A 19,641-nucleotide genomic window follows, 5' to 3' on the forward strand; every position below is an offset into this window, starting at 1 on the left:
ATACTACTATCTGTCTACTAAAAGTTTATAGCAATGCGGATTAATTGGCTTGGTTGATAAGGTTTACCACCACCTTTACCATTATATCCTTTTCCTCAGTCTTGCTCTCGGCAATCATCAGGGTGAGGGCAACGAGTGTGTTGTCCGCAATTCGTTTAGTGCCATCGGGACGATAGAGGATAGCGTTGTTGTTCATAAACCATAGGAAGAGGGTGGCTGCAATGCGTTTGTTGCCATCGCTGAACGAGTGGTTCTTGGTAACAAGATAGAGAAGCATAGCCGCTTTCTCCTCTACACTCGGATAGAGTTCCGTACCATCGAAGGTCTGATAGATCTGTCCGATAGAACTTTTGAAGGAGTCATCCTTCTCATTACCAAAGAGAACAGAGCCGCCAAACTTCTGTCGGAGCATATCTATCTCGTGCATGGCATTCTCGTAAGTCGCATGGAAGGGCTCTTCATTGGTGGTCTTTGCGATGTGAAGTCGCTGGTAGTCATAGTTGTCGAGCGTATCGAGTGCGTATGTATAGTCTACTACAACATCAAAGAGAGCATTGCTTTCATCTGTCGTCTTTGCGGGCTGTTGCTGGATGGCTCTGCCTAAGACTTGTATCAGTTGGCGTAGCTCTGCAATCTGCTGTTTGCGTATGTTCTCGTTGATGGCATAGCCTTTGACAAGATACTGCTTGAGGACAGAGTTCGCCCATTGGCGGAAACGGGTAGCATTCTTGCTGTTCACACGATAACCTACAGAAAGGATAGCATCTAAGTTATAATATTTCGTATTGTAACTTTGTCTACCATCGTTACCCATGTGTTCCAAAATGGAACATGTGCTTTCTTCGGTTAATTCCTCTGAAGCATAAATATTCTTTAAGTGCTTTGTTATGGCTGGTCTCTTTGTACCAAATAGTTCAGCTATTTGTTTCTGTGTTAGCCATACTGTTTCCTGTTCCAACTTTACGTCAAGCTGGGTTTTACCATCTTCACTTTGATAGATGATAATTTTGTCGTTTAAGGTTTCAGTCATGTTGTTTAGGTTTTTAGTTGTTAGTCAGTGGGCGAGGGATGCTTATTCCTTCGTCAGTTTACGGCTCATATAGCGCACAGGATACCACACGGAAAGCCAGCCGACGAGGATGACGGTGAAGAAGATGACGATGATGTCCTCCGGGTGGACGCTGATAGGATAGGCGTTGACGACGAAATTGCCGGCCTGGTCACCGAGCTGGACAAGTCCGTAGGTCTGTTGAAGCCAGCAGAGCAGCAGCCCGAGTGCAATGCCGATGAGTGCTCCTGCGGCGGAGATCATACGTCCTTCGAAGAGGAAGATACGGCGTATCTGACCGTCTGTCGCACCGAGGTTGCGCAGCGTGATGACATCATTTTTCTTGTCGATGATGAGCATGGAGAGCGAACCGATGATGTTGAAGCACGCCACCATGAGTATGAATGTAAGGAACAGGTAGGCAAAGAGTTTCTCTATGCGCATGATGTTGAAGGTGTCGGCCTGCTGCTCGTAGCGGTCCAGAACCCTGTATTTCCTGCCGAGAATATCCTGTATTTCCTGTTTCTCCCTGTCGATGTCAACACCCGGTCTCATGCGCAGTTCCAGTGAGGTAACCTCCCCCTGGCGGTTGAAGATACGGCGCGCAAAGTCGATAGAGGTAATGATGTAGCCCTTGTCGTATTTCGTCTGTTTCACCTGGAAGAGCACACCCGGTGACACCAGTGAGTCTTTCACGAAGGCATTTGTCGGGTCGGAGGCATCGTATTGTCCCTCCCGCTGCGGAGCGTATATCTGCAGGTAGTCCTGCCATGCCACGCCCGTACCGAGGTCCTGTGCCAACCGGATGCCCAGAACGCCGTATTGCAGGTTGGCCGCATGGAGCGTGAAGTCGCCGTCGCCATAAAGGATGTTGCTGATATGCGTCAGTGAATCGAAGTTGTCCTCCACTCCTTTCACGGTCACCATGGCCTGTTTGTCGTGATAGACGGCCAGCGCCTGGTCTTCCACACACTCTGTTGCAACCTCCACCGTGGGCAGGCGCTTTACTTTCTGGAGCAGCGCATCATCGGCCGGCATGGCTTTACCTTTAGCGGCCTCAATCTTCAATTGCGGATCGAAATTGGTGAAGAAAGAGGCGACAAGGTCGGAGAATCCGTTGAATCCGCTCAATACAACGACCAGTGCCATTGTCGCCACAGACACGCCGAGTACGGAGATCAGGCTGATGACGTTGATGGCATGCGTGCTCTTTTTCGAGAAGAGGTAACGGCGGGCGATGTAAAAGGGGAAGTTCATGCTGGGGGATAGGTGGGGATAAGCGGTAATAAGCGGTAATAAGCGGTGATAAGCGGTGATAAGCGGTGATAAGCGATGATAGGCGATAATAAGCGGTGATGGATGAGGATATTACTTCTTCAGGAGCTCGTCAATGCGGTCCAGATAGTCGAGGGAGTCGTCGATGAAGAAGCGAAGTTCGGGGATGATGCGCAGCTGGTTGTGTACACGCTGTCCCAGTTCGTAACGGATGGTCTTCTCGTTGGCATTGATGTTCTTCAGCAGCTCTTCCCCCTTTTCAGATGGGAATATGCTGAGATAAGCTGTGCAGACGCTGAGGTCAGGGCTTATCTTCACACGTGTGACACTGACCAGTACGCCGTGCATCATGCGTGTCTGCGTCTGGAAGATGCTTGCCAGCTCCTTCTGGAGGAGGCGTGCTATGCGGTTCTGTCTTGTTTCCTGCATAATTCTTTATTTTATGGTTTTTGTCGTGCAAAGGTACTGAATGTTTGAGGAAATCACAAACATTTGGTGGTGATAAGCGGTGATAAGCGGTGATAAGCAGTGATAGGTAGTGATAGGTAGTGATAAGCGGTGATAGGCGGTAATGGGCGGTAATGGGCGGTAATGGATAGTAGCTAATCTTAATCTTTATCGGTAATTACTCCCCTCTCCATTCGGAGAGGGGTCGGGGGTGAGGCTTTAGAGGGGGGCAGGGGGTGAGGCTTTAGAGAGGTCGTGGGAGGTCTTTCTTCCTTATCAGTGTCAGCCCGTCACGCAAGGGCAGGATGACTTTCTCCACACGATTGTCATTGGCTATGAAATCGTTGAAGCGTCGGATGCCGATGGTCTGGGCATCGTGGTCGTAGGCCGGGTCGATGACGTGCCAGTCCCACAGGGTATTGTCGGCAATGATGTATCCGCCGGGCCGAATGATGGGCAGAATCTTTTCATAGACTTCTGTGTAGGTACGCTTGTCGCCGTCGACGAAAGCCATATCGAACACAATCCCGAGTTTTGGGGCTTCTTCGGCGGCATCACCGATGCGGAAGTCGATCCTGCCGGCCACCGGCGACCCCTCAATCCACGGTCTTGTGAAGTCCTCCATCTCATCGTTGATTTCATAGGTATAGAGTTTCCCGTCCTCTTCCAATCCTTCGGCCATGCAGATGGCAGAATAGCCGCTGAATGTCCCCACCTCGAGGATGTTCTTGGGGCGTATCATGTGGACGAGCATCTTCAGAAGCCGTCCCTGAAGATGTCCGCTTGCCATTCGTCCGTGAATGGTATGGATGTTTGTTGCACGATAGAGGCGATAGAGGTAATCGCTTTCGGGGTCGATGTGGGAGGTGAGGTAGGAGTCGCGGTCGGTTGTTGTCATCTTTAGGGTGATGGTAGGTGATGGTAGGCGGTGATGGGCGATGATGGGCGATGATAGGCTGTGATGGGAAATTATAAGCGATGATGAGTGATGATGGGGGCTAAAGGGCAGACAATGCCTCTATGGCCAGCCGGTAGCTGTCGAGGCCGAAGCCCTGGATGGTGCCCTTGCAGGCAGGGGCGATCATCGAGTTCCGGCGGAACTCTTCCCGGTCGTTGACATTGCTGATGTGTACCTCTATCACAGGTGTGCGGAGGGAACGGATGCAGTCGAGAAGGGCGATGCTGGTATGCGTGTAGGCTCCGGCGTTGAGGATGATACCGTCATACGAGAATCCTGTCTCCTGCAGCTTGTCGATCAGTTCGCCCTCCACGTTGCTCTGATAATAGTCAATCTCCATGCCGGCATATCGTTTCCGCAGCCGTGGAAGGAATGTTTCCATTGATTCCTTGCCGTATATCCCCGGCTCGCGGATGCCCAGCAGGTTCAGGTTAGGACCGTTGATAATGATTACTTTCATGTTTCTTTCTTCTCGAATATCAGTTTTTGATGTATCTTTGCATACGGAATACAGTATGCAAAAATAAGAAAATAAATGGAAACAGACAAGAGTTCAAAGGATATTGTCGGCCGTTTCCGCCGTTATCTGAAACTGGAGAAAGGCTGTTCGCCCAATACCCTGGATGCCTATCTGCATGATGTGGACAAGCTCCTGCGCTATCTCGCCGGCGATCAGGTGCCCGTGACGGATGTGACGCTGGAGCAGCTGGAGCACTTCGCTGCATCGGTCTCCGACCTCGGCATCGGTGCCCGCTCCCTGGCCCGTATCCTCAGCGGTGTACGCCAGTTCTATCGTTTTCTTGTCCTTGACGGCTATATGGAAGCAGACCCGACAGAGCTGCTGGAGTCGCCCAAACAGCCGGACCACCTGCCGGAGGTCCTTTCCACGGCTGAAGTCGACCTCCTGGAACAGGCTGTCGACCTGACCAAATGGGAGGGACACCGCAACCGTGCCATCATCGAGGTGCTGTTCTCCTGCGGGCTGCGTGTCTCTGAACTCACGCATCTGAAGCTATCCGACCTTTACAGGGAAGAGCAGTTTGTCCGTGTGATGGGAAAAGGGTCGAAAGAGCGGCTGGTCCCCATCTCGCCCCGTGCCCTGGACGAACTGGACTGCTGGTTTGCCGACCGCAACGTGATGAAGATAAAACCCGGCGAGGAAGATTATGTCTTCCTCAACCGCCGCGGACACCACCTCACCCGCACGATGATTCTCATCATGATCAAGCGGTACGCCGTTGAGGCCGGCATCAGAAAGACCATTTCTCCCCACACCCTGCGCCACTCCTTTGCCACCTCCCTGCTCGAAGGCGGTGCCGACCTGCGTGCCATTCAGGCGATGCTGGGACACGAAAGCATCGGGACGACCGAGATATACACCCATATCGACACCTCCACGCTCCGGCAGGAGATCCTCGAGCATCATCCCCGTAACATCAGGTACGACAAGGAGCACCGCAAATCTCCCGGACAAGGAGGCTGACCTGCTACTCCAGGCGGTATCCGTCTCCCCTTTCCGCTACGATCTTCAAGCCGCAGCGTTCACTTACAATGGGTTTCATCCGGCGGACAAGTGTATAGAGCGTTTCGCTTGCATCAGGCTTCCCGGGCCATAGCTTCTCGCAAATCGTAGTCTTCGAGAGTTTGCTTCCAGCAGCATTGACAAACAGTTCCATCAGCTCCCGCTGCATCGGTGTGAAGGGAATCTTTTCTCCATGGCGGTCACGGAAGCTGTGGTCAGACGCAGCATAGACCATTCGCCCCAGCACCATCCGTCCTTCACGATGCCGGCGCAGGTACACTGAAGAAACCGCCATCCACAGCCCTGCCGACAGCAGAAAGGCAAGGGGCAGACGCTGGTCGGACAGTCCCCATACCGTGGCGAAGGAGCAGTCGGCATAGCCCTGGAAAGTCAGCAGATGTCTGCCGGATGCCCATTTCATCTGTCTGCTGCACAGTGAATGGCTGTCTTCCCCCAGCGCATAGGAGACGAACGAACGGCTTTTCAGGCCGGCAATCTGCAGATGCTGCCGATAGTACTGTATCGTGTCGGGCGTTATCCATGCCTCACGCTTCTGGGCGAGCGTTTTCGACAGAGCCTGATCCAAGTCCTGTACAATGGCGGTCTCTGCACGGTGATAGCTGTCGATGCTTGCCCATACGGCCGAGCTGACGAGCAGCAGGAACAGGATGACGGAAGAGATAGGTTTCATAGGCTTCTCATTATGTTTCTGCAAATATACACAAAAAAACTGAATGAGATGCCGGGGGGTAAGAAATATGGGTCTTCAGGAATTTGGAGTGATGAGGTTTGTCTCGTGAGTTGATGACTTTGATGAAATATCACACAGAGGCAGGGAGTGAACGGAGGTGGAAACCCTATAACGGAGGCGCCGTCGGTGCGTGGAGCAACGGAGGTTCTCTGAGAGTTTTACCAGAGCATTTGTTGGTGAGAATGATGAATGGCGTTTGTCCCAGAAATAAAAGAAGCCAGTACGTTACATCTCTGTCGCTCTTTTGTGCCATCGGTACCTCCGTGATAGTTTTTTCCCTCTGTTTTCTCCGTTTCTCTGTGTGCCCTATGTAGTAGGCCTGCTTTATCACTCCATATTTCGGAAGAACCAAGAATACTGCGTTTCTTTATCCGGGAAACGGTCGGTTTTTTTCTCTTTGACTACTGTCCTTGGAAAGGGAAAACGATGCCTGCGGGAGAACGTTGCCCGGCATTAATTCTTACCCATGCTTGCTTGATTTCCAAACGGGCGTTACTTGCACTGCAACTAACGCCTGTTCGGGCCTCAATCGGGCGTTACTTGGCGTGCAATCAGGCACCTTTTGGAAGCGTGCTCGTAACCGTCTGCCAATCAGTAAGTTCTGAATCCTGATTTTAGAGACAGAGGCGGTGCGGGAAGTCGGCCCGATAAGGCCGTCCGTTGGCAGAAGTCACACCGAAATGTTCTGTGCTGAAACACGATGCTGCGAGGGTGAACGGTACGGTGAGGACTGCCTCATAAAATTATACATCAAAATTTGGGCGTTAAACCAAAATGCACTACCTTTGCACCCACGATTGTCCTATGGTGTAATGGTAGCACTACAGTTTTTGGTTCTGTCAGTGGTGGTTCGAATCCGCCTGGGACAACAGCAGGAAATCCGCAGATCCAATAAGGGGCCGCGGATTTTCCGTTTAGAGCTTCATCCTGAAATACAACATTTATGACTTATCAACTATCTAAACTCAGAAAGGCAGTCCTGTTCTTTTCAGCCTTGCTGCTGGCTGCGCCGGCTGCCGCCGCTCTCGGCCGTGACTCTCTGGAACTTACACCTCCCATGGGCTTTATGACCTGGAACAAGTACAAGGATGACATCAGCGAGCAGCTTATCCGGCGGATTGCCGACAGAATGGTTTCTGCAGGTTATGCGGAAGCAGGCTATAAATACATCTTCATCGACGACGGATGGCAGGGAGGACGCGACAAGCGGAACAACATCATCCCCGATCCGGTCAAGTTCCCGAGCGGCATGAAGGCGCTGGCGGATTATGTTCATTCGAAGGGGCTGCTGCTCGGAATCTACTCCGACGCCGCCCGGCTCACCTGTGCCGGCTATACGGGCAGCTATGGGTTCGAGAAGCAGGATGCCAAGACCTTTGCCGAATGGGGCATCGACTACCTGAAATACGACTACTGCCACGCTCCTTCCGACAGTGCCGTTGCCCATCAACGCTACAGGAAGATGGGTGACGCACTGCAGGACTCCGGACGGAAGATTGCCCTGGGTGTCTGCGAGTGGGGACAGCTGAACCCCGAACGGTGGGCACGGCAGGCCGGCGGTTCGCTCTGGCGTGTGAGCTATGATGTGCGTGATATGTGGAAAGACATCGTCGGTCAAGGCGGCATGGGGATTCTGGATATCATCGATATCACAGAACCGCTCTATAAATACGCCGGACCGGGACACTGGCTCGACATGGATATGCTCATTGTCGGACTTGACGGGAAAGGCGGCCCTTCGAGCGATTTAGGTGGGGTGGGCTGCACCTATACCGAATATCAGACACAGATGTCCATGTGGTGTATGTTCGCTTCGCCTTTGGCAATGAGCCACGACCTCCTGGACGAGAACGAAGCCACACGCCGCATCCTCCTTAACAAAGAGATGATTGCCATCAATCAAGATGCGCTCGGAGAGGCTGCCCGCAGAGTCGACTTCCCCGGCGTGTGCCGTGTCTACCTCCGTCGGCTGAGCGGCAACCGGCTGGCACTTGCCGTCATGAATCCTTCCGACAAGCCCCAGAGTATCCAGCTGCCGCTGTCAGTTATAGGAAAGGCGCAGAAATACGCGTTCAGGGATGTATGGGAGCACAAGACTACACTTCGACAAAAGACCTGGCAGGGCGACCTGCAGCCTCACGAAACCAAGGTGTTTATGGTTACGGTACGGTAGTCTGATCAGCAAAAAACAATTACCTTGTCCCGGACATCTGCCGTTCTGCCGCAAAAAAGTAACGCCCGCTTGGAAACCAAGCGGGCGTTACTTTTTAATCTTCAGTGATTTCTTCCTTGCAGAGAAAGTGGCCTGTCCCGGGCTTATGGGAGTCCGGTCTGCGACTCCCGACCGTCAATGCGTCGCCTTGTAATAGGAATTCCCGCCCAGTGCATTTTTGACTTTTGGGTTGTTTGACGGGTCGGAGATGGTGATGCCGGAGAAGGTGCTGATAGGTATGATGTCGCCGTTCTCGGGATCTCTGACAGACGTAAAGAACGAGGGCGTGTTGCGCTTGTAGGGAACCAGGAGGGCGAGCTGGCGTGTGAATCGGGCCAGCAGCTCTGGCTCGTTCTGTGCTGTCTTGCTGACGTAATCGCCCATGTCGAAGAAGATGGAAGGCTGGTAACCGTCCATCACCTGAAGGTCATTCTCCGGGACCGTGACGAGATTGCCCGAACGGTTGATGTCTCTCATCACACCGATCATTCCCTCCACCTGCGAGCAGTCGATTACGCTGATGGTTCCATAGGGGCTGGTATAGCTGACATAGAAATTGTAGAACTCGTCACAGATACGTCCGTAGTCAGGCACACGTTTGGACAGCTCCGCCCAGAGACGGTCGTAGGGCATGCCATGTGCCATGATTTCCGTGGGACAGGCGATGATGTGGCGGGTACTGTTTCTGAGTTCATAGGCTACCTCCACAGTGGACATGTAGCAGTCGTCGAAGAGAATGTACTGCATCCTGCCGATGCCCGATTGTTCGATGCCTTTGTCAAGGGCAGAGATGTCCGTCTTGTATCTCTCACCGCCGAACCATCGTGTCAGCGGCAGCCGTTCTGTCTCATGTTTTCCCGAGACTGACCTCGCATGGCGGCTCTGCACACCGTAGTTCCCAGGAAGCCATCCCAGCCCATGGCAGCCCACGATCATCGAATAGCTGCGGGCCGGTGCGTATTCCTGTACACGTTTCAGCAGAGTGGTTATCCAGCTGGCAGAGTTCGGCTGCAGGCCGGGACGCGTATTGTCGAAGACGGCTACCGTGTCGTCCACGCATCGTCCCTGCCGGTATTCGATGTTGATCAGTGCGCCCTTGGAGGGTGTCTGGGAGATGAAGACGACAAGGTGTCTGCCGTCCAGTCCGCCCTGTGCCTGGACAGCCTGCCTGATGTCTGCAAGATTGTTCAGGAAGAAGGAGTACAGGTTTCCGCTGTCGCCCGACCACGGCATATAGACAAAGATGGTGTTTTCCGCCTCTGCGGGAGGTTGTGGTGTGGGGTCCGGCACAGGGTCATCACCATGGCACGAGGTGAAGACAAGAAGCACTGTCAATTGCAGGAAAAAGATAATCTTCTTCATAATGATAATGTTTTCGGCCCGTAAGTCAGCTGCGGGACATTCGTCCGGAAGTGATTAAAAAAGCCTTGCGGAATCCTTTCGGGATTCTGTAAGGCTTTTCACGGTTATGTAGGAATAAGTCCGGGACACTTATTTCACGATGATCAGGGAGTAGTTCTTCTTGCCTTTCTGTACGAGAAGATACTTGCCGTCGATGAGGTCGTCGGCAGTCACGGGCTGGTCGAAGGCTGCGAGTTTCTCCTTGTTCAGGGATACGCCGCCGCCTTTGACGAGCTTGCGCATCTCGCTTTTGCTCGGAAAGATCTGCATTCCTTCCTGGTTGAAGACCTCGACGGCTGGCTGACCGAGAATATCCTTTGATACCTCATAGTGCGGCACGTCCTTGAAGACATCGGCGAAGGTCTGCTCGTCCAGCTGTAACAAGTTCTCCTTCGTGCTCTTGCCGAAGAGGATGTTGGAGGCTGCAATGGCCATGTCAAGGTCGTCCTGGGAGTGGACCATGCGGGTGACTTCTTCTGCGAGACGTCGCTGAAGTGTGCGGCGGCCCGGGTCCTGGCGGTGCTCTTCGATGAGTGCGTCGATGACGTCTTTCTCCAATGGCGTGAAGATCTTGATGTACTTCTCGGCATCCTCGTCGCTGACATTGAGCCAGAACTGATAGAAAGCGTATGGAGTCGTGCGGTTGCGGTCGAGCCAGATGTTGCCGCTCTCGGTCTTGCCGAACTTCTTTCCGTCAGCCTTGGTAATCAACGGACAGGTGAGGCAGTAAGCCTCTGCCTCGCTGCCCAGGGTACGGCGGATCAGTTCCGTGCCGGTCGTCATGTTGCCCCACTGGTCGTTGCCGCCGAGCTGCAGCTTCACGCCGAATTTCTCATACTGGTAGAGGAAATCATAGCCTTGGAGCAGCTGGTAGGTGAACTCGGTGAAGCTGAGCCCGTCGCGCGCCTCGCCGTTGAGCCGCTTCTGTACGCTGTCCTTGGCCATCATGTAGTTGACGGTGATGTGCTTGCCGACGATACGGGCGAAGTCGAGGAAGGTAAAGTCCTTCATCCAGTCATAGTTGTTGACCATCTCGGCCTTGTTCGGCTCGCTGCCGTCGAAGTCAAGGAACTTGCTTACCTGCTTCTTGATTGCCTCCTGGTTATGGTAAAGGGTCTCCGCATCGAGGAGGTTGCGCTCCTGGCTTTTGCCTGAAGGGTCGCCGATCATACCCGTTGCGCCTCCTACGAGGAGGTAAGGCTTATGGCCGCAACGTTGCAGATGCCGCAGCATCATGATGCCGCAGAGATGTCCGATGTGGAGCGAGTCGGCTGTCGGGTCGGTTCCTAAGTAAGCTGAAACCATCTCCTTCTGGAGCAGTTCCTCGGTACCCGGCATTATCTGAGCCAGCATACCGCGCCAACGGAGTTCTTCTACAAAGTTCTTCATCTGTGTCTTTTATTTTGGGAGTTATATGGAGTTATGGGGAAGTTATATGGGTTGTATGGAATTATTGGGAGTTAAAGAGGCTATTGGGAGTCAAGGAAGACAAGCCGGCACCGATGTTTCCTTTCGTCCTTTGTCACGGTACGGGATCATATCCGCTGCCTCCCCACGGATTGCATCTCAATATGCGCCAGATGGCAAGGGCAAGTCCCTTGAACGGTCCGTGCTTCAGGATAGCCTGCCTGGCGTATTCCGAACAGGTAGGAGTGAAGCGGCAGGAAGGCGGTGTGAAAGGAGAGATGAACTGCCGGTAGAAGCGTATCGGAAGTATCAGCAGCCATGACAGACCTCGTGAGAAGATATTCGATAGATCAGGCCGTGACTTCTGTTTCTGTTCCTCATAGGACGAGCTGTTGTCCCTTCTCTTTCCTTCCATCAGATACGTTCTCCTATATGCAGGAGCAGGCTGCTCACGCGCTGCTCTACGGTCGCAGTGTCCGCCAGTTCGTCTGCAAGCCAGATGAAGGCGATCAGGAGCTGCTTGTCCGTCCGTCCGTCTATGCAACGGGTGATGAGGCTCTTGTGTTTCCGGTAGGCCTCACGCACCTGCCGTTTCACTCTGTTGCGCTTCACGGCACGCTTGAAATGCTTTTTCGGCACGCTGACCAGCACCTGTACCGTCGCCTCTGTGTCAGCTGATGGGGAGGAAGGGGCCGCCTCGCTGTCGACCAGTCTATAGACCGCTTTCAAAGGGAAGGCTGTCATGGCATGACTGCCCCCTGTTACGAAGAGTGCGTCTATGCGCTTCTTGCTGCACAGGCGTTCTCTCTTTCTCAGTCTTTCTTCCTGCTTTTCCATTCCCGTCCCAGCCTGTAATTCCTGTATGCTCGTTGCAGAAAGCGGCTTCTCCCCGGCCTTTCCTGCCGGAAGAGAAGCCGTCTTCTTTTGCTATTTCTTCTTCTGTTTTTCCAGATAGGCACGCAGTGCGCCTGTCATGGATGGATATTCCTTCGAGGGTGCCTGCAGGTCGAGCTTCAGTCCCTGCACTTCGACTTCCCTGGCGGTAGCCGGACCGAAAGCGGCGATCTTGATGTCGCCTTGTTCGAAGCCGGGGATGTTCTCCTTCAGTGCCTTTACACCTGTCGGGCTGAAGAACACGAGCATATCGTAGTCAAAGTTCTTCACCTCCTCCTCGGTCAGGCCGTTGCTTACCGTACGGTACATCACACACTCCTTGTGCTTGAGCTTGTTGGCATCCAGCAGCTTCGATAGTGCATCCGTATGCACGGAGCTTTGCGGAACGAGGTATTTTTCCACCTTGTGCTTCTGCATGGTCGGGATGAGGCTGTCGATTTTCCCCGTGTTGCCGAAGAACACCTTGCGTTTCCGGTACTGTACGTACTTCTGGATGTAAAGCGCAATCGTCTCAATCACGCAGAAATACTTCATGTCTTCCGGAATGGTGATGCGCATTTCCTTGGCAAGGCTAAAGTAATTGTCTACGGCATGACGGGAGGTGAATACCACTGCTGTATAGTCCAGCGGGTTGACCTTCTGCTGACGGAACTCTTTCGCCGAGAGCCCTTCCACCTTGAAGAAAGGTCTGAAAACCAGTTCCACTCCTAAGTCCGTTGCGATGTCATAGTAGGGCGACTTGTCGCTTGACGGCTTGGGCTGTGAAACCAAGATCTTTTTTATCATCGTGTCCTAAAAGTTTATTACCAAATAGTTATCTGTAATCAGCAAAATGCCCCACAATATCATCAGCGGCATCAGTTCGAGCGCACAAAAGTACAAAATTATTTGCAGACTGGCACTATTTCTTTTGAAAAAGATGGCATAACCCTTATAGAAAGCAAGCATTTTGATGAATAATATGACAATCAGCGTATAGACCAATGCGGCATTGACCGACAGAGCGAAATACACCTGCAGCAGGACTATCGGGAACAGCAGAACCCCTTCGAGGGAGGAAAGGAAGAGCCATGTGTGGTTCCATTGTCCGTTTTTTTTCTTGTCGAAGAACACCCAGTTGACGAATCCATAGGTTAAGTGCTTAAGCAGGAAATAACCCATGAAGATAGCGCAGAAACATCCTATCGTTCCGAGCTGGGACGCTCCTTCCAGCCTTCCGCTTCCGCCGTGCGTGAAGAAATAACAAAGGATGCTTGACAGCAAGGCGGTCTGTGCTATCAGAAACAGTTGGAACCGTACCTCATAGTCGGTCTCGCTGACCAGCTCCTTGCGCCGGCTTATTCGGAAGAAGCCCCAGATCTGCTTCTCGATGAAATTGCGTGATACGGAGAATGCCACCATCGCCATCACAAAGCAGCCTAAGAGCAGGGCCGTTACCGTGTTGTCGTTGCTGATGGCATAGGGTGCGGGAATGCCAGGCACCCCGCCGGCGTGTATGTTTCCGCGTCCCAGCTTGAAGTACTTGTTCCCTTTGAAGTAGCCTTCTTCCGCAAAATGGAAATCAGTCAGCTGAAACGTCTTCTGTTTTCGGGGGCGCAGCAGGACAGACGGAGCAGATGCCTGATCCGTCTGTACCGCAGAACCGGTGCTTGTTTTCTTCCCGGCCGCCGGCGTTGATTTCAGCAGCAGGGAAAGTCGGACAATGGAATCGTTTGTCGGCATGGTCTATCTGAGTCCGAATGCCTTTCTGATTTCATCCACGCGGTCGAGCTTCTCCCACGTGAAAAGTTCAACGTCAAGGGTCTTGGTGTCGTGATAACGACTTGAAAAGGTTTTCTTTACAACTTCGTTCCTGCGGCCCATGTGTCCGTAGGCAGCTGTCTCCAGGTACATGGGCTGGCGGAGCTTCAAGGTCTTCTCGATAGCCTTCGGACGGAGGTCGAACAGCTTCTTTATCTGTTCTGCAATCTCGCTGTCGGTAGCCTTTACGTGCGAGCGGCCGTAAGTGTTCACATAGACGCTGACCGGCTCGGCGACACCGATGGCGTATGCCAGCTGCACGAGCATCTCGTCGCTGACACCGGCAGCCACCATGTTCTTGGCAATGTAACGTGTCGCATAGGCTGCCGAACGGTCTACCTTGCTGGAGTCCTTGCCGGAGAAGGCGCCGCCTCCATGTCCGCCCTTGCCGCCGTAGGTGTCGACGATGATCTTGCGGCCTGTCAGGCCGGTATCGCCGTGCGGCCCGCCGATGACGAATTTTCCTGTCGGGTTGACGAGATATTTGATGCCCTCCTTGAACAGAGCCAGTACTTTCTCTGATTTTATCTGCGCTTTCACGCGCGGCATCAGAATCTCGACGACATCCTCGTGGATTTTCTCGACCATAGCCTTATCGGCTTCCAGCTGTGCCTTGTACGACCTGTCGGCTGGCTTGATGAAGTCGTCATGCTGTGTGGACACGACAATCGTGTCAATGCGCTGCGGCAGGTTGTCGTCGCTGTATTCCACCGTGACCTGGCTCTTGGCGTCAGGACGGAGGTAAGTCATCACTTTGCCTTCCTTTCGGATGTCGGCCAGCGTGCGCATGATGAGATGGGCCAGGTCGAGCGTGACGGGCATGTAATTGTCGGTTTCGTCGCAGGCGTAGCCGAACATCATCCCCTGGTCTCCGGCTCCCTGGTTTTCGGCATCGCCGTTGTCGACGCCCCGGTTGATGTCGTCGCTCTGTTCATGGATGGCAGAGAGAATGCCGCAGCTGTTGCCGTCGAACTGATATTCGGCTTTTGTGTAGCCGATGTTGTTGATGGTCTTCCGGGCTATTGTCTGGAGGTCGACGTATTCTTTAGACCTCACTTCGCCCATGATCACCACCTGTCCCGTAGTGTTGAATGTTTCTATTGCACACCGTGCGTCTTCGTCGTAGGCCAGAAACTGGTCGAGCAGTGCGTCACTGATCTGGTCGGCAACCTTATCCGGGTGTCCTTCAGATACAGATTCCGATGAAAATAAATATGCCATGTCCTTATCTTATGTTTTATAGTTGATTTTATTGTCCAATCCCGTTTAAGGATGCAAAGTTACTGCAACTTAGCGGGATGACAAAATAAAAGCATAAGATTTATATATTATTAGGCGGGTGATGGGCGATGATAAGTGGTGATGGGTGACGATAAGTGGTGATAGGCGTTGATAAAGTGGTGATGGACGATGATAAATAGTGATAGCCGTGATCAGAACTCTCACCTTTCAGACGAATTATTTTCATGAAGAGAAATGTTTCTCTGCATGGAGATAAATATTTCTTTACATGAAAGAAAATATTTCTTTACACGGAGAAAATTTGGAACTGATGCCCGGAAAGCGTGCCGGGAACAGGTTCCCACGACCGTATCCGGCTATGTGAAAGCCGATGGACAAGCCACTGGAAAAACGGCAGGCAAAGGCCGGCAAGGCGGGGATGTCATGCGATTTATCGGTTTTTATTTTGCCGTTCATACGCTTTGCACTACCTTTGCAGTTCAAAGAAACATATAATGAGTAAGAAACAGATTCTTCTTATCAACGATATGGCAGGATACGGCAAGGTGGCGACGGCAGCCATGCTCCCCATTCTGTCTTATCTGGGACATCCCGTCTACAACCTCCCTACGGCATTGGTGTCGAACACGCTTGACTATGGCAAGTTCAACATTCTTGAGACTACCGATTACATCAGGGGCGTGTTCCCTGTCTGGAAGGAGCTGGGCTTCAGTTTCGATGCCATTGCGACAGGTTTCATTGCGTCAGAGCGGCAGGCGAGGCTGGTGTCAGGCTACTGCCGGGAACAGGCTGCACGGGGTACGCAGATCTTTGTCGATCCGATTATGGGCGACGAGGGGAAACTCTATAACGGCGTAACTCCTGCAACCATCAGTTCCATGCGCGAGATGATCGGCGTTGCCGACCTGACTTTCCCCAACTATACCGAGGCCTGTTATCTTACGGACAGTACTTTCAAAGCGGCTGGCGTAAGCATTGACGAAGCGGAGGAACTGCTCAACGGACTGCGGAAAATCGGTACGAAGTCGGCACTGATCACTTCCATTCTCGTCGACGGTACGCCTTCCGTAGCGGGTTACAACCACAAGACGGACAAGTTCTTTTCGCTGCCCTATACCGAGATTCCTGTCCATTTCCCGGGTACTGGCGACATCTTCTCTGCCATCCTCATCGGTCATCTTCTCGATGATGAACTGCTGATACCGAGTACGCAGAAGGCCATGGACGGCGTCTACAAGCTGATAGACCTCAACAGGGACAACAAGGACAAAAACAGGGGAATCCCTTTGGAGAAATATCTCGGGATATTGTAATACAAAGGGGTGGGTAAAGGGTTGAAGACGTTGACACTTTATCCGCTCCTCCACTCCAAAATCAAATCAATATGAACTGGATCAACGGACTCTTTTCAATTCCTTCGGCGTTGCAGGCGGTGGTAGTCCTCTCGCTCATCTGTGCAGCGGGACTGGGCTTAGGCAAAATCAGGGTAGCAGGCATATCGCTGGGCATAGCCTTTGTCTTCTTCTTCGGTATTGCCGTGGGCAGCTTCGGTCTGACGGTAGACGGCCGGATGCTGGACTACTGTGAGACGTTCGGTCTGGTCATCTTTGTCTATACGCTTGGGCTGAGCGTGGGCCCAACTTTCTTCGGTTCTTTCCGGCACGAAGGAACGTCTTTCAATCTTTGGTCATTGGGCGTTATCCTTCTGGGTACGGTGATGTCTGTGGCACTTTCCTACGCCATGAAGGTCCCGATGTCCGATATGGTGGGTATTCTCTGCGGAGCCACCACCAATACGCCGGCACTCGGTGCGGGACAGCAGGCCCTTCAGCATGCAGGAGTCAGCGGTGCCCGCGCGGCACTGGCAACGGCGGTCACCTATCCGTTGGGTGTGGTAGGCGTCATCTTCGCCATGATCTTCATCCGTAAGTTCTTCGTCAGGCCGGACGATCTTGTCGTCTACTCCGCTTCGGATGATGACCATACTTACATCGGTCAGTTTGTCGTCCTTAACCCGGCTGTCGACGGCAAGACGATTGCCACGGTAGCGCAAGGGACACATCTGAAGTTCATCATCTCGCGCATCTGGCGTGGAGAGGAGGTGATTGTCCCCAAGGGAACGACCGTGCTGCATACGAACGACAACCTGCTTGTCGCAACCAAGCGCGAAGAGGTATCTGCCATTGAAATCCTTTTCGGGCAGAAGGTGAAACGCGACCTGAACAAGGAACAGGTGGACTGGAACCACCTTGACTCGAAAGTGGAAAGCCGTGTCATCGTGTTGTCGAAGGGTGTCCTGAACGGCAAACGGCTCGGACAGCTTCACCTGCGCGACGCATACAACGTCAATGTGAGCCGTATCCTGCGCAGCGACATCAAACTGCTTGCCACCGAGGACCTTGTCCTGCGCTATGGCGACCGCCTCACACTGGTGGGACAGCCGGAGGCTATCGACCATGCCGAGAAGTTCCTGGGCAACTCTGTAAAGACGCTCAACGAGCCGAATCTGGCTGTTATCTTCCTCGGGATGCTCCTTGGTCTGGCCCTGGGAACCATTCCGGTTTCGATTCCGGGAATGGAGTCGCCGATACGGCTGGGCATTGCCGGTGGCCCTATCATCATGGGTATCCTTGCCGGTGCGTTCGGTCCCCGTCTGCACCTCATCGCCTATACGACGCGCAGTGCGTCGCTCATGCTGCGCAAACTGGGGCTTTCGCTTTATCTGGCCTGCCTCGGACTGGATGCCGGCAAGGACTTCCTTGCTACGGTTGTCCGTCCTGACGGACTGCTGTGGATCGGTCTGGGGTTTGTCCTTACGGTTGTCCCGGTCGTCATCGTGGGAGTCATTGCACTGCGGTTAAAGAAGTTCGACTTCGGTACGGTCTGTGGTATTCTCTGCGGATCGATGGCAAACCCGATGGCCCTGGGCTATGCCAACGATACTGTGAAAGGCGAGACCAGCAACATCAGTTATGCCACGGTTTATCCGCTGGGTATGTTCGTCCGGGTCATCATCGCCCAGGTGCTGGTGATGTTCTTCGTCTGACGGCTTATACTTTACGGCCATGGTCATCCGCCTGTCTCATCTCTCTGTAGGCTATTCGCCTTCCCTGCCGGTCGTCTCTGATATCAGCGTTGAGCTGATGAGCGGACAGCTGACGTGCCTGACAGGGGAAAACGGCATCGGGAAGTCAACCTTTCTGAAGACGCTCACGGGATTCCTTCCGAAGCTGGACGGCAGCCTGCTGCTGGACGGCAGGGATGTCGGAACATTCTCTCGGCGGGAGCTAGCACGCCAGGTGAGCATCGTCCTGACGCAGAAGCCCGATGTACAGAATCTGACAGTTGAAGAGGTGATTGGTCTTGGGCGTTCGCCTTATACCGGTTTCTTCGGCCGGTTGCGGGCCGGTGACCGCCGGGTCGTCAGCGATGCCATTGATGCCGTGGGGGTAGAAACGCTGCGGCACAGGATGATCCAGACGCTCTCTGACGGCGAACGGCAGAAAGTGATGATAGCCAAGGCACTTGCCCAGCAGACACCGGTCATTCTTCTTGATGAGCCTACGGCGTTCCTGGATTTCCCCTCCAAGGTCGAGACCTTCCGGCTCTTGCAGCGGATGGCGCATGACCGTGACAAGCTCATCCTGCTCTCTACCCACGATCTGGAGCTTGCCGTTCGCTTTGCCGACTGCCTGCTGGAAATGAAAGACCACGCACTGCACTGTGTCTCTGCAGCTGAGGTGAAGGCCTCCATGCAAGCTGTCCTTGGCGGCTGAAAGTCTGCACGGGCTATCCGGAACTTCTGTCTGTTATATCCGTCGTGGCTTTTCCTGCGGTCCTGATTCTGCTGTCCCAGATGGTTCAGCATATCTCCTGTCCAACCAGCCGGTCCTGCCGCTCTTTATTTCTCATAGTCATTCATCTTCAAAAACAACAATATGAAAAAGAACGTATCAATCGTATTCTCCGCCCTTGTGGCAGCCATGACCTTCTTCAGCTGCGGTACGCAGCAGACTGCAACGAAACCTGCTGCAGCCCCTGTACACAGAGACAGCATTGTAGCTGTCGAGCCGCTGAAGGAGGTGATTACGATTGCCGAAGCACTGGATATGTACCAGAACCCTGACAAGGCAGCAGCGATAACGAAAAAGTATGGCTATAAGCTGAAGCCCAACTATGAGGTTTACCGTCTGGACAAGTTCTCTAAGATGTATTACAAGAACTGTGCTCTGGCCAAGCTCCTCACTGCCGACAAGTATGCTGATTATCCGAAGCCGATGCGCAAGGGAGTGTCCAGTTACATTGCCTTCAAGGACGGGGCGATCATCATCGCCGTGTTCAATCAGGCGGCATACGACAATCTTGTGGGGCAGGTGAAGGCTGCCGGCTTCACGCTGGATATGCCGGGGAGTGAGGATATCTACACCGATGGTGTCCGTACCATTGCCTGTTACAAAGACGGAAAGAGCGTGCGGATACAGTAAGAAGGTTCTCTTCCGGTTTCTCAGAGGTGTGTCAGACAGGGCGATGAACGTATGTCTGACACGCCTCTCTATAGGCTGAAGACGGTGCCGGGACTGCTCCGTCCGATATTTTTTCATGGCAGACAATCTTTTTCAACAGGGCTTGTGCCGTTTCTAAATATCTGATACCCATTATATTGTTCCTGTCTGATAGATATTCT

20 protein-coding genes and 1 tRNA gene are annotated in these 19,641 nt (G+C 53.1%); 7 read left to right on the forward strand and 14 right to left on the reverse strand.

Annotated features, from left to right (window positions below):
* Positions 1-40: 40 nt before the first annotated feature.
* The 5 genes from rhuM to aroQ form a co-directional block, all read right to left on the reverse strand.
* A complete protein-coding gene (gene rhuM / locus DYH27_RS00375) occupies positions 41-1,030 on the reverse strand; it encodes a virulence protein RhuM/Fic/DOC family protein (protein WP_025067883.1) in 990 nt (329 codons plus the stop codon).
* 42 nt (positions 1,031-1,072) lie between these two features.
* A complete protein-coding gene (locus DYH27_RS00380) occupies positions 1,073-2,305 on the reverse strand; it encodes an FtsX-like permease family protein (protein ID WP_025067882.1) in 1,233 nt (410 codons plus the stop codon).
* Between the two features lie 111 nt (positions 2,306-2,416).
* The gene (gene rbfA / locus DYH27_RS00385) at positions 2,417-2,752 is read right to left on the reverse strand and encodes a 30S ribosome-binding factor RbfA (RefSeq protein ID WP_004354391.1); all 336 of its coding nucleotides are present in this window, start codon (positions 2,750-2,752) and stop codon (positions 2,417-2,419) included.
* Positions 2,753-3,014: 262 nt separating this feature from the next.
* Positions 3,015-3,710, reverse strand: a complete 696-nt coding sequence (locus DYH27_RS00390) for an O-methyltransferase (protein ID WP_262510588.1) — start codon at positions 3,708-3,710, stop codon at positions 3,015-3,017.
* A gap of 58 nt (positions 3,711-3,768) precedes the next feature.
* Positions 3,769-4,188 (reverse strand): type II 3-dehydroquinate dehydratase, encoded by a 420-nt coding sequence (gene aroQ / locus DYH27_RS00395; RefSeq protein ID WP_025067880.1) that lies wholly within the window; start codon positions 4,186-4,188, stop codon positions 3,769-3,771.
* 75 nt (positions 4,189-4,263) lie between these two features.
* Here aroQ and xerA point away from each other — a divergent pair, with 75 nt between their 5' ends.
* Entirely contained in the window at positions 4,264-5,211 is a 948-nt protein-coding gene (gene xerA, locus DYH27_RS00400) for a site-specific tyrosine recombinase/integron integrase (protein WP_025067879.1), read from the forward strand.
* A 4-nt stretch (positions 5,212-5,215) separates the two neighbouring features.
* Here xerA and DYH27_RS00405 read toward each other — a convergent pair whose 3' ends face one another.
* Positions 5,216-5,941: a winged helix-turn-helix domain-containing protein gene (locus DYH27_RS00405; protein WP_025067878.1), complete on the reverse strand. Its 726-nt coding sequence runs from the start codon at positions 5,939-5,941 to the stop codon at positions 5,216-5,218.
* 858 nt (positions 5,942-6,799) lie between these two features.
* On the opposite strand from DYH27_RS00405, the gene DYH27_RS00410 reads away from it, so the two are divergent.
* Positions 6,800-6,870, forward strand: a tRNA-Gln gene (locus DYH27_RS00410).
* A gap of 74 nt (positions 6,871-6,944) precedes the next feature.
* A complete protein-coding gene (locus DYH27_RS00415) occupies positions 6,945-8,174 on the forward strand; it encodes a glycoside hydrolase family 27 protein (protein WP_025067877.1) in 1,230 nt (409 codons plus the stop codon).
* 174 nt (positions 8,175-8,348) lie between these two features.
* Here the strand turns inward: DYH27_RS00415 and DYH27_RS00420 are convergent, their stop codons facing one another.
* The 8 genes from DYH27_RS00420 to DYH27_RS13340 all read right to left on the reverse strand — a co-directional run bounded on the left by DYH27_RS00420 (position 8,349) and on the right by DYH27_RS13340 (position 15,413).
* Positions 8,349-9,575, reverse strand: coding sequence for a clostripain-related cysteine peptidase (locus DYH27_RS00420; RefSeq protein WP_025067876.1), 1,227 nt, complete (start codon positions 9,573-9,575; stop codon positions 8,349-8,351).
* Positions 9,576-9,704: 129 nt separating this feature from the next.
* Positions 9,705-11,003: a tyrosine--tRNA ligase gene (gene tyrS / locus DYH27_RS00425; RefSeq protein WP_025067875.1), complete on the reverse strand. Its 1,299-nt coding sequence runs from the start codon at positions 11,001-11,003 to the stop codon at positions 9,705-9,707.
* Between the two features lie 133 nt (positions 11,004-11,136).
* Positions 11,137-11,436, reverse strand: a complete 300-nt coding sequence (gene yidD, locus DYH27_RS00430) for a membrane protein insertion efficiency factor YidD (RefSeq protein WP_004354409.1) — start codon at positions 11,434-11,436, stop codon at positions 11,137-11,139.
* Entirely contained in the window at positions 11,436-11,858 is a 423-nt protein-coding gene (gene rnpA, locus DYH27_RS00435; RefSeq protein WP_004354389.1) for a ribonuclease P protein component, read from the reverse strand. Before rnpA ends, yidD begins: the two co-directional genes overlap by 1 nt.
* Positions 11,859-11,948: 90 nt before the next feature.
* Positions 11,949-12,701, reverse strand: a complete 753-nt coding sequence (locus DYH27_RS00440) for a uroporphyrinogen-III synthase (protein WP_025067874.1) — start codon at positions 12,699-12,701, stop codon at positions 11,949-11,951.
* 6 nt (positions 12,702-12,707) lie between these two features.
* Entirely contained in the window at positions 12,708-13,637 is a 930-nt protein-coding gene (locus DYH27_RS00445) for a DUF4271 domain-containing protein (protein WP_025067873.1), read from the reverse strand.
* Between the two features lie 3 nt (positions 13,638-13,640).
* Positions 13,641-14,936 carry a methionine adenosyltransferase gene (metK, locus tag DYH27_RS00450; protein ID WP_029216547.1) on the reverse strand — a complete coding sequence of 432 codons (1,296 nt, stop codon included), beginning with the start codon at positions 14,934-14,936 and terminating at the stop codon, positions 13,641-13,643.
* Between the two features lie 285 nt (positions 14,937-15,221).
* Positions 15,222-15,413, reverse strand: a complete 192-nt coding sequence (locus DYH27_RS13340) for a hypothetical protein (protein WP_172462785.1) — start codon at positions 15,411-15,413, stop codon at positions 15,222-15,224.
* Positions 15,414-15,451: 38 nt separating this feature from the next.
* On the opposite strand from DYH27_RS13340, the gene DYH27_RS00460 reads away from it, so the two are divergent.
* From DYH27_RS00460 to DYH27_RS00475, 4 genes are all read left to right on the forward strand, one after another.
* The gene (locus tag DYH27_RS00460) at positions 15,452-16,270 is read left to right on the forward strand and encodes a bifunctional hydroxymethylpyrimidine kinase/phosphomethylpyrimidine kinase (protein WP_025067871.1); all 819 of its coding nucleotides are present in this window, start codon (positions 15,452-15,454) and stop codon (positions 16,268-16,270) included.
* 71 nt (positions 16,271-16,341) lie between these two features.
* The gene (locus tag DYH27_RS00465; RefSeq protein ID WP_025067870.1) at positions 16,342-18,003 is read left to right on the forward strand and encodes a putative transporter; all 1,662 of its coding nucleotides are present in this window, start codon (positions 16,342-16,344) and stop codon (positions 18,001-18,003) included.
* Between the two features lie 19 nt (positions 18,004-18,022).
* A complete protein-coding gene (locus DYH27_RS00470; protein WP_025067869.1) occupies positions 18,023-18,733 on the forward strand; it encodes an ABC transporter ATP-binding protein in 711 nt (236 codons plus the stop codon).
* A 162-nt stretch (positions 18,734-18,895) separates the two neighbouring features.
* Positions 18,896-19,441, forward strand: coding sequence for a hypothetical protein (locus DYH27_RS00475; RefSeq protein ID WP_025067868.1), 546 nt, complete (start codon positions 18,896-18,898; stop codon positions 19,439-19,441).
* Positions 19,442-19,641: the final 200 nt, after the last annotated feature.

Origin of the sequence: Prevotella denticola, assembly GCF_900454835.1 — a bacterium.
Classification (GTDB): Bacteria; Bacteroidota; Bacteroidia; order Bacteroidales; family Bacteroidaceae; genus Prevotella; species Prevotella denticola.

What these genes read in the sequence shown, in the direction of transcription:
- DYH27_RS00440 (WP_025067874.1), bottom strand. Translation starts at nt 12,701, where the DNA reads ATGATAAAAAAGATCTTGGTTTCACAGCCCAAGCCGTCAAGCGACAAG.
- aroQ (WP_025067880.1), bottom strand. Translation starts at nt 4,188, where the DNA reads ATGAAAGTAATCATTATCAACGGTCCTAACCTGAACCTGCTGGGCATC.
- rnpA (WP_004354389.1), bottom strand. Translation starts at nt 11,858, where the DNA reads ATGGAAAAGCAGGAAGAAAGACTGAGAAAGAGAGAACGCCTGTGCAGC.
- tyrS (WP_025067875.1), bottom strand. Translation starts at nt 11,003, where the DNA reads ATGAAGAACTTTGTAGAAGAACTCCGTTGGCGCGGTATGCTGGCTCAG.
- yidD (WP_004354409.1), bottom strand. Translation starts at nt 11,436, where the DNA reads ATGGAAGGAAAGAGAAGGGACAACAGCTCGTCCTATGAGGAACAGAAA.
- rhuM (WP_025067883.1), bottom strand. Translation starts at nt 1,030, where the DNA reads ATGACTGAAACCTTAAACGACAAAATTATCATCTATCAAAGTGAAGAT.
- DYH27_RS00405 (WP_025067878.1), bottom strand. Translation starts at nt 5,941, where the DNA reads ATGAAACCTATCTCTTCCGTCATCCTGTTCCTGCTGCTCGTCAGCTCG.
- DYH27_RS00415 (WP_025067877.1), top strand. Translation starts at nt 6,945, where the DNA reads ATGACTTATCAACTATCTAAACTCAGAAAGGCAGTCCTGTTCTTTTCA.
- DYH27_RS00380 (WP_025067882.1), bottom strand. Translation starts at nt 2,305, where the DNA reads ATGAACTTCCCCTTTTACATCGCCCGCCGTTACCTCTTCTCGAAAAAG.
- DYH27_RS00470 (WP_025067869.1), top strand. Translation starts at nt 18,023, where the DNA reads ATGGTCATCCGCCTGTCTCATCTCTCTGTAGGCTATTCGCCTTCCCTG.
- metK (WP_029216547.1), bottom strand. Translation starts at nt 14,936, where the DNA reads ATGGCATATTTATTTTCATCGGAATCTGTATCTGAAGGACACCCGGAT.
- DYH27_RS13340 (WP_172462785.1), bottom strand. Translation starts at nt 15,413, where the DNA reads ATGAACGGCAAAATAAAAACCGATAAATCGCATGACATCCCCGCCTTG.
- DYH27_RS00445 (WP_025067873.1), bottom strand. Translation starts at nt 13,637, where the DNA reads ATGCCGACAAACGATTCCATTGTCCGACTTTCCCTGCTGCTGAAATCA.
- xerA (WP_025067879.1), top strand. Translation starts at nt 4,264, where the DNA reads ATGGAAACAGACAAGAGTTCAAAGGATATTGTCGGCCGTTTCCGCCGT.
- DYH27_RS00465 (WP_025067870.1), top strand. Translation starts at nt 16,342, where the DNA reads ATGAACTGGATCAACGGACTCTTTTCAATTCCTTCGGCGTTGCAGGCG.
- rbfA (WP_004354391.1), bottom strand. Translation starts at nt 2,752, where the DNA reads ATGCAGGAAACAAGACAGAACCGCATAGCACGCCTCCTCCAGAAGGAG.
- DYH27_RS00475 (WP_025067868.1), top strand. Translation starts at nt 18,896, where the DNA reads ATGAAAAAGAACGTATCAATCGTATTCTCCGCCCTTGTGGCAGCCATG.
- DYH27_RS00460 (WP_025067871.1), top strand. Translation starts at nt 15,452, where the DNA reads ATGAGTAAGAAACAGATTCTTCTTATCAACGATATGGCAGGATACGGC.
- DYH27_RS00420 (WP_025067876.1), bottom strand. Translation starts at nt 9,575, where the DNA reads ATGAAGAAGATTATCTTTTTCCTGCAATTGACAGTGCTTCTTGTCTTC.